Here is a 7,300-nt window from a genome sequence, read left to right as displayed (position 1 = left end):
ATACTACATAATTATGAATAAATTATGAATAAATTCGCAAAAATTTTTCTAAATCACAGTGTATTTTTTAGTAAAAAAATAGGTAAATCCTTTATAAAGAATTTACCTATTTCAAAAATTAAATCTATTATTAAAGAGGAGAATCTCTCATGGATTTATAATAGTTTAAAAGTATGAACAAATTATGAATTTAATGTTAAATATGCTTTAAATCTTTTGATTGTTGATTATTGGCAACGTAATTATAAACTCACTTCCTTCATTCTTCTTACTTTTAACCTCAATTTTTCCTTTGTGTAGATCAACGATTGATTTAACAATAGTAAGTCCAACTCCAATGCCGCCAGTATCTTTACTTCTAGACTCATCAACCCTATAAAATCTTTCAAATATATGATTTAAACTTTCTTTTGGAATCCCTACTCCCTCATCTTTAAAGTGTATTTTAATATTTTCTTTTTCTTTGTATGCATTTATATATATATTTCCACCAGCATTTGTATATCTTATTGCATTTGAAAGTAAATTTACTATGACCTGAGATATTTTATCTTTATCTAAATATGTATTTACATTTTCTAAGTTAAATACTATGTTTAGATTTTTTTCTAAAGCACAACCTTGATTATTATAAACTATATTTTTTATAAGTTTCTCTATATTAATCTCAGTTAAGTTAAGCTTGCTTTTTTCACTATCAAACTTTGCTAAGTTTTTTAATTGATTAACCAAGTTGGTAAGCCTTATTACCTCTTCATTTACACTATTTAACCTCTCTGTATTCGGTTCCCATATTCCATCTATCATTGCTTCCAAGTGAGTTTGTACATTTGTCAGTGGAGTTCTAAGCTCATGAGATATATCTGTAGTTAGTCTTTTCCTTAGATTTTCTTGCTCTTCTAATTTTGACGCTAGATTATTTATAGATACTATAAGATTATCAATTTCATATATATTACTTTGATAGTCAATCTTATTATAATAACCTCCATCTCCCATTAAGTTTGTCATATTTGACACAACCTCTATTGGCTTAGATATATTATTAGCAATTAGTATGGCTATACATATTGTTATTAATATCATTAAAATACCTATAAAAGTAATTACTTGGTTTATGTCTTTTAAAAAATCAACATCATTATCCATATAATAAAGCAATCCATATGTTCCAATTTTTATAGATCCAATAACTTGATTATTTGAATTTTTTAAGCTTAATGACTGTTCCGTATACTTTCCATGCCAATTGGCCATTGTATGATTCATGTTGTTTTCTATACTTCCCATGATTTTGTTACATCTATCTTGACTATATGTTGTGGCTCCCCAAATTAAATTTCCATTTGTATCATATAAATCTAAAAATATTCCTTTATTTATAGCATTTTCTCCTATTTTTTCTATACTGTATAAGTTCCATCTACCATCCATATATTCTGATTCTATTGAATTTATTAAGTTAGAAACCTCATTTTCATTATTCTTAATTATATACTCTTCAAATTTTTTCTCAAAAATACTATTTATAGATACTGCTATAACTATTACTACTACAATTATTAACGATACTAAATATAGAATTAGTTTTTTATTAAGTTTTAGTTTTTTAAATTTATAATCCAAATTTGTAACCTACTCCATATACTGTTTGAATAATTTTAGCCTTTTTTGTATCTAATTCTATTTTTTGTCTAAGGTTCTTTATGTGAGCATCTATAATTCTATCAACTTTTTCATAGTGTTCATCTATCGCTAATTCTAATAATTGTTCTCTACTAAATATCCTATTTGAATTTTTAGCAAATAATAAAAGTATCTTATATTCAGTATTAGTTAATACAACTTTTTTACCTCTTACTTTAACATCATGAGATGACATGTTTATTTCAAGTTCATCCGAGAATTTTAGTACATCCTTCTTTTCTATATCTAGTTTTCTAAAAACCGCTTTTACCCTTAAAACTAACTCTTTAACGTTAAAAGGCTTACAAACATAATCATCACAACCTATATTAAATCCTTCTATACGATCTTCATCTTCAGTTTTTGCAGTCAACATTATTATATGAACCATAGAAGTTTCTCTTATTTTTTTACAAATACTCTCTCCATTTATATCTGGCAACATTCTATCTAAAATTATTAAATCAAAGTTGTTGTTAGTTAAATATTTAAGAGCTTGCTCCCCATTATTTGCTGCTATACAATTGTAGCCCTCTTTATCTAAATACGCTTTAACAACTTGTGTTATCTTCTTTTCATCATCTACTATCAATATATTAAACATTTATAAGTCTCCCTTTTTCTATCTCTATATAAATTAATTACAATATACCATAAAATTTATAAAAAGTTTATGGATTAATTTTGCTAGTGTATATTTTAAGTTTTAATTAATAATGATTATATAAACTCTAATTATTGAAAATTTTTTACAAAGAAAAAGCTAATCTCTCTTGGAAATTAGCTTTTTCTTTGTAAAAAATTAATTTATATTCCCATTTTCATAGTTGCTATATGGGCAACAATTTCTATAATTAGAGTTTGAATTTCTATATTGACTATCGTCTGTTTTTTCAAGCTGATTTGATTCTTGATTTAACACTTTAAACTCTGAATCTCCTTGAGTTATATTACTTTGCTCCGTATATGATACTGCTGGATTTACATTATTACTATATTCTTTTTCACTTGCGAATGATGTTGCTCCCATCGTACCTGCTCCTATTACTAATCCTAATGCTAATGCACCTATTAATGATTTTTTCATATAAGCACTTCCTTTTCATATTTATTTTCACATTAATAATAATAAAAAAATATGAACAAATTATGAATAAATAGTTATAAGGTAGATATATAAGCATTACTATTATTAGTTAAATCAATTTTTTTTGATTTCATAGTTTACAAATCATTTTTTTTAGCATATCATATGATTATAAGTGAATATGTTAATATGAAAAGGAGTTATTATGGAACTTATACAAATTTTAAAAGCTTTAAGCGATGAAACTAGATTAAGAATACTTAATATTTTAAGAGATGGACCTTTATGCGTTTGTGAAATAGAAGCAATACTTGAAATCTCACAATCTAATGCATCCAGACATTTAAGTAAGCTTACTAATGCTAATTTAGTTAACTATTATAAAGAAGCAAAGTTTATTTACTATAAATTAGATCATGAGACTTTAAAGCAATACAGTTTTATTCAAAATATCTTAGACAACGAATTAGATAAAGATAAAAAGCTAAAATATGATTATGAAATTTTAAAAGCATATAAAAATGCTAATTTAAGTTGTGATACTGTTTCACAGGTTAAAGATGTAATCTTAGAGATAACAAAGTAAAATTTAGGAGGAAATATATATGAAAATAGCAGTAATATCGGATATACATAGCAACATATATGCCCTAGATTCAGTGTTAGCTGACATTGAAACTAAAGATGTAGACATGACAGTATGTACAGGTGATTTAGTAGGCTACGGAACAAGGCCAAATGAAGTTATTGAAACTTTAAAGAAAAATAAGATACTTACTATAATGGGAAATTACGATGATTCTATAGGAAACTTAAAAATAGTTTGTGGATGTGCTTACCCAGATCCTAAAGATGCTGAAAAAGCAGGTCTCTCAATGCACTTTACAGGTCAAACTACAAAAGTTGAAAATAAAGAATACTTAAGAAACTTACCAAAAGAACTAATCTTTAATTTTGATAAAAAAGCTATAAGATTTGTTCATGGAAGTACAAGACTTATAAATGAATATTTAAAGGAAAACTCAAAAGAAGCAGATGAAGTTATGAGTGAGTTAGTTGAAGATATATTAGTTTGTGGTCACACTCATATACCATATGCTAAATATTATGGAGAAAAGTTACTTGTCAATGCTGGAAGTGTTGGTAAACCTAAAACAGGTAATCCCAATGCAAACTATGTAATTATAGATATAAAAAATGAAGATGAGATAGCTAAAACTCCATCAAGTGTTGAAGTAGAAATTATAGAAGTTAAATATGATTTTGAAAGAATAGCAAATGAAATAGAAGAAAATGAAATACTTCCAAATGACTTTGCAATACTTATACGAGAAGGAAGTTCTAAATAAAAATATAGGAGGGAAAATAATGAGTAATAAAAAAGAACAAAACGGTGGACTTGGCGTATTTGAAAAATACCTAACAGTTTGGGTAGCACTTTGTATAGTAGTTGGGGTTTTAATAGGTGTTTATTTACCTCAAATACCTCAAACTTTAGATAAATTCACTTATGCTCAAGTTTCTATACCAGTAGCAATACTTATATGGCTAATGATTTACCCAATGATGCTTAAAATAGATTTTACATCTATAAAAAATGCTGCAAAACAAAAGAAAGGCTTAGTTGTTACTTGTGGAACAAACTGGTTAATAAAGCCATTTACAATGTATGCGATATCATATTTTTTCTTAGTTATAGTATTTAAGAACTTTATACCAGCTGATTTAGCAAAAGAATATTTAGCAGGAGCAGTCTTACTTGGAGCAGCACCATGTACAGCTATGGTATTTGTTTGGAGTCACTTAACAGATGGAGATCCAGCATACACACTAGTTCAAGTTGCAGTAAATGACCTTATATTACTAATAGGATTTGCCCCAATTGTAGCTTTATTATTAGGTGTAACTAATGTGGTTGTTCCAATGGATACTCTGTTATTATCAGTTGTATTATTTGTTATAATTCCATTTGTTGCAGGATACTTATCAAGAACTATGATAATTAAAAACAAAGGATTAGACTATTTTGAAAATGAGTTTTTACCTAAGTTTAATGGAATAACTGTTGTTGGATTATTACTAACATTAATAATACTATTTGCCTTCCAAGGACAAAAGATTATAGATAACCCAACACATATATTATTAATTGCTATACCTCTTACAATACAAACATTCTTTATATTCTTCCTAGCTTATCTTTGGTGTAAAGCTTGGAAGTTACCTCATAATGTAGCAGCTCCAGCAGGTATGATAGGTGCTAGTAACTTCTTTGAACTTGCAGTCGCAGTTGCAATAGCTTTATTTGGACTTAATTCAGGAGCAGCACTTGCTACAGTTGTTGGCGTACTTGTTGAAGTTCCAGTTATGCTTGCACTTGTTGGTATCGCAAATAAAACTAGTCATTGGTTTAACAATTAACAAAAACTTATAAAAAGGTGGTGCTTATATAATGAAAGATATTACTAACGGAGATATAAAAAATATAGTTAGAGATAGCTATAAAAAAATTGTAACAAATGAATCTAATCTAAGTTGTTGTGGGGAAGATATATCTAAAAGTATAGGTTATTCTAATGAGGATATGGTTACAGTTCCAAAAGATTCTAACTTAGGCTTAGGGTGTGGAAATCCTCACTTAATTGCAGATGTAAAAGAAGGTGAAACTGTCCTTGACTTAGGTAGTGGAGCCGGATTTGACTGCTTTTTAGCATCTAAAAAAGTTGGAAATAATGGACTTGTTATAGGTGTTGATATGACTCCAGAGATGTTAAGTCAAGCAAGAAGCAATGCATTAACTAACAATTATAAAAACGTCGACTTTAGATTAGGTGAAATTGAAAATTTACCTGTAGCAAATGATTTAGTTGATGTTATAATATCAAACTGTGTTATAAACCTATCTCCTAACAAGCAAAGAGTCTACGATGAGGCTTATCGTGTGCTTAAAAGGGGAGGTAGGTTATCTATATCAGATATAGTCCTTATGAAAGATTTAACTCAAGAAATGAAACAAGATGAAAAACTATATTGTGGCTGAGTCACAGGAGCCTCTTCAGTTGAAGAGTTAGAAGTTTACTTATCAAATTCAGGATTTAAAAATATAAAAATAGATGTCAAACCTGTTTCTAAAGAGTATGAAGAGAAGTGGGGTCATAACTTAAACGTAGGTGAGTATATTATGTCTGCCTCAGTTACAGCTATTAAATAAAAAAAAATCACTAAAAAAGTATATCCTATAAGATATACTTTTTTATTTATATATTAATAAGCTAATTCACTCTCAGCATAAAATTTACATTTTGAATTTAAACATTCTTTATTTAAACTATTGAAATTGCATTTTAAATTTAAAGTTTTATCTAGATCCACATTTAAATGCTCTTTAGTAAAATCTATTGCTGTTTCTATAGCTGTAAAAGAATCTCTTTTACAACATCTTGGGCCTCCATACTTGCTTATATTTTCAAGCGCCTTTGATGTCATTAGGTTGCAAAGTCCCCATTCCTCTTTATTCATAGGTCCTGACTCTTGTATTAAACTAGTATAAATTCCACAACCTACTCCAGCTCCACATGCTCCGTAAAATCCACAGAATCCCCCTAATACATTCTTAGCTCTTTTTTGACACTCATCTAATAAACTTTCTAACTTTGATTTTTCATTAGTTTTGTTTAAAAATGCAGTGCTTAATACTGCTGGAACTAAATAATGATGCTCTGGCCCATGCATCTTAATTGCTGGATGCTTCATTAAATTTACTGCCATTTCTAATGGATTTATACTATCACTATTTAAACAGTAGTTAGTTATAGCCGTAAGTGCATCACTACTATGACATGAATCACATACATAGTGTCCATTTTTACATACTATAGCTGATTCGTAAGTTTTTTTACAGAAATAACATACTCTTTCCTTACTCTCATTTTCATAAAGTACTTCTTCATTACAAATCAAACAATTAAACTTATTCATTTTTTATTCACCCCTTAATGTATAAAACTATATCCTAGTATTCCCAATTATAATTATACATTTTAGAAATTTGTAGTAATAGTACTTTTATAAAAAAATTTATTAGAAATCTTTTTAATATAACGTTTTTCTAAATACTGAGATTAAAGGTATTAAATATTTTGGATATTAAAAACTTTGAATTTAAACATATTGATAGTAAATAGTAATTACAAGTTTATTGTTTTAACTGAAATTAATTAATAAATTTAAACAATAATAGGACTGTTAATTTAGAAATGTATTAAGATACCGTATGTGAATTCTCAAATCCTATGTTAGATGTTAATTTAGATACTCAACATCTAAATAATAATATTGAAAGGGTTAATTTATATATATTTTTCTATAAGTAGAGTTATCTTTTTTTCAATATAACATACTAATTTATATCCAATAAATAAAACTCCAACTAAAAAAAATGTATTTAATGTTTGTAAAATTAATTCGTTTGTAAAATTAATCATTAAGTTCACCACCTAATAGATTATATATTGTATAATCTAAAAA

9 protein-coding genes are annotated in these 7,300 nt (G+C 27.2%); 4 read left to right on the top strand and 5 right to left on the bottom strand.

The genetic code is table 11. The features are described from left to right. Positions 1–207: 207 nt before the first annotated feature. The 3 genes from RWY47_RS02245 to RWY47_RS02235 all read right to left on the bottom strand — a co-directional run bounded on the left by RWY47_RS02245 (position 208) and on the right by RWY47_RS02235 (position 2,773). Positions 208–1,626: a sensor histidine kinase gene (locus RWY47_RS02245; RefSeq protein WP_224170770.1), complete on the bottom strand. Its 1,419-nt coding sequence runs from the start codon at positions 1,624–1,626 to the stop codon at positions 208–210. Continuing rightward, positions 1,616–2,290 (bottom strand): response regulator transcription factor, encoded by a 675-nt coding sequence (locus RWY47_RS02240; protein ID WP_224170769.1) that lies wholly within the window; start codon positions 2,288–2,290, stop codon positions 1,616–1,618. The genes RWY47_RS02245 and RWY47_RS02240 overlap by 11 nt, the downstream gene beginning before the upstream one ends. 198 nt (positions 2,291–2,488) lie before the next feature. Continuing rightward, positions 2,489–2,773, bottom strand: coding sequence for a hypothetical protein (locus RWY47_RS02235; protein WP_025162824.1), 285 nt, complete (start codon positions 2,771–2,773; stop codon positions 2,489–2,491). 205 nt (positions 2,774–2,978) lie between these two features. On the opposite strand from RWY47_RS02235, the gene RWY47_RS02230 reads away from it, so the two are divergent. From RWY47_RS02230 to arsM, 4 genes are read left to right on the top strand one after another with little or no spacing between them, the layout of a single operon-like run. After that, positions 2,979–3,359, top strand: coding sequence for an ArsR/SmtB family transcription factor (locus RWY47_RS02230; protein WP_224170768.1), 381 nt, complete (start codon positions 2,979–2,981; stop codon positions 3,357–3,359). A gap of 19 nt (positions 3,360–3,378) precedes the next feature. After that, complete coding sequence (locus RWY47_RS02225; protein WP_224170767.1) at positions 3,379–4,122, top strand: metallophosphoesterase family protein; 744 nt, start codon at positions 3,379–3,381, stop codon at positions 4,120–4,122. Between the two features lie 19 nt (positions 4,123–4,141). Beyond that, on the top strand, positions 4,142–5,194 hold the full coding sequence (gene arsB / locus RWY47_RS02220) for an ACR3 family arsenite efflux transporter (protein ID WP_224170766.1): 1,053 nt from the start codon (positions 4,142–4,144) through the stop codon (positions 5,192–5,194). A gap of 31 nt (positions 5,195–5,225) precedes the next feature. Further along, on the top strand, positions 5,226–5,984 hold the full coding sequence (gene arsM / locus RWY47_RS02215; protein WP_226883339.1) for an arsenite methyltransferase: 759 nt from the start codon (positions 5,226–5,228) through the stop codon (positions 5,982–5,984). Positions 5,985–6,037: 53 nt separating this feature from the next. Here the strand turns inward: arsM and RWY47_RS02210 are convergent, their stop codons facing one another. After that, positions 6,038–6,751: a DUF5714 domain-containing protein gene (locus tag RWY47_RS02210; RefSeq protein WP_224170764.1), complete on the bottom strand. Its 714-nt coding sequence runs from the start codon at positions 6,749–6,751 to the stop codon at positions 6,038–6,040. Positions 6,752–7,122: 371 nt separating this feature from the next. Beyond that, positions 7,123–7,257 (bottom strand): hypothetical protein, encoded by a 135-nt coding sequence (locus RWY47_RS02205; RefSeq protein ID WP_021428880.1) that lies wholly within the window; start codon positions 7,255–7,257, stop codon positions 7,123–7,125. Positions 7,258–7,300: the final 43 nt, after the last annotated feature.

Source organism: Paraclostridium sp. MRS3W1 (assembly GCF_032465715.1).
Taxonomy (GTDB): Bacteria; Bacillota; Clostridia; order Peptostreptococcales; family Peptostreptococcaceae; genus Paraclostridium; species Paraclostridium dentum.
This window is presented reverse-complemented; position numbering and strand designations above follow the sequence as displayed.

Excerpts from the sequence above, each read along its gene's own strand:
- RWY47_RS02240 (WP_224170769.1), bottom strand. The coding sequence starts at position 2,290 with ATGTTTAATATATTGATAGTAGATGATGAAAAGAAGATAACACAAGTT.
- RWY47_RS02235 (WP_025162824.1), bottom strand. The coding sequence starts at position 2,773 with ATGAAAAAATCATTAATAGGTGCATTAGCATTAGGATTAGTAATAGGA.
- RWY47_RS02230 (WP_224170768.1), top strand. The coding sequence starts at position 2,979 with ATGGAACTTATACAAATTTTAAAAGCTTTAAGCGATGAAACTAGATTA.
- RWY47_RS02225 (WP_224170767.1), top strand. The coding sequence starts at position 3,379 with ATGAAAATAGCAGTAATATCGGATATACATAGCAACATATATGCCCTA.
- arsB (WP_224170766.1), top strand. The coding sequence starts at position 4,142 with ATGAGTAATAAAAAAGAACAAAACGGTGGACTTGGCGTATTTGAAAAA.
- RWY47_RS02210 (WP_224170764.1), bottom strand. The coding sequence starts at position 6,751 with ATGAATAAGTTTAATTGTTTGATTTGTAATGAAGAAGTACTTTATGAA.
- RWY47_RS02205 (WP_021428880.1), bottom strand. The coding sequence starts at position 7,257 with ATGATTAATTTTACAAACGAATTAATTTTACAAACATTAAATACATTT.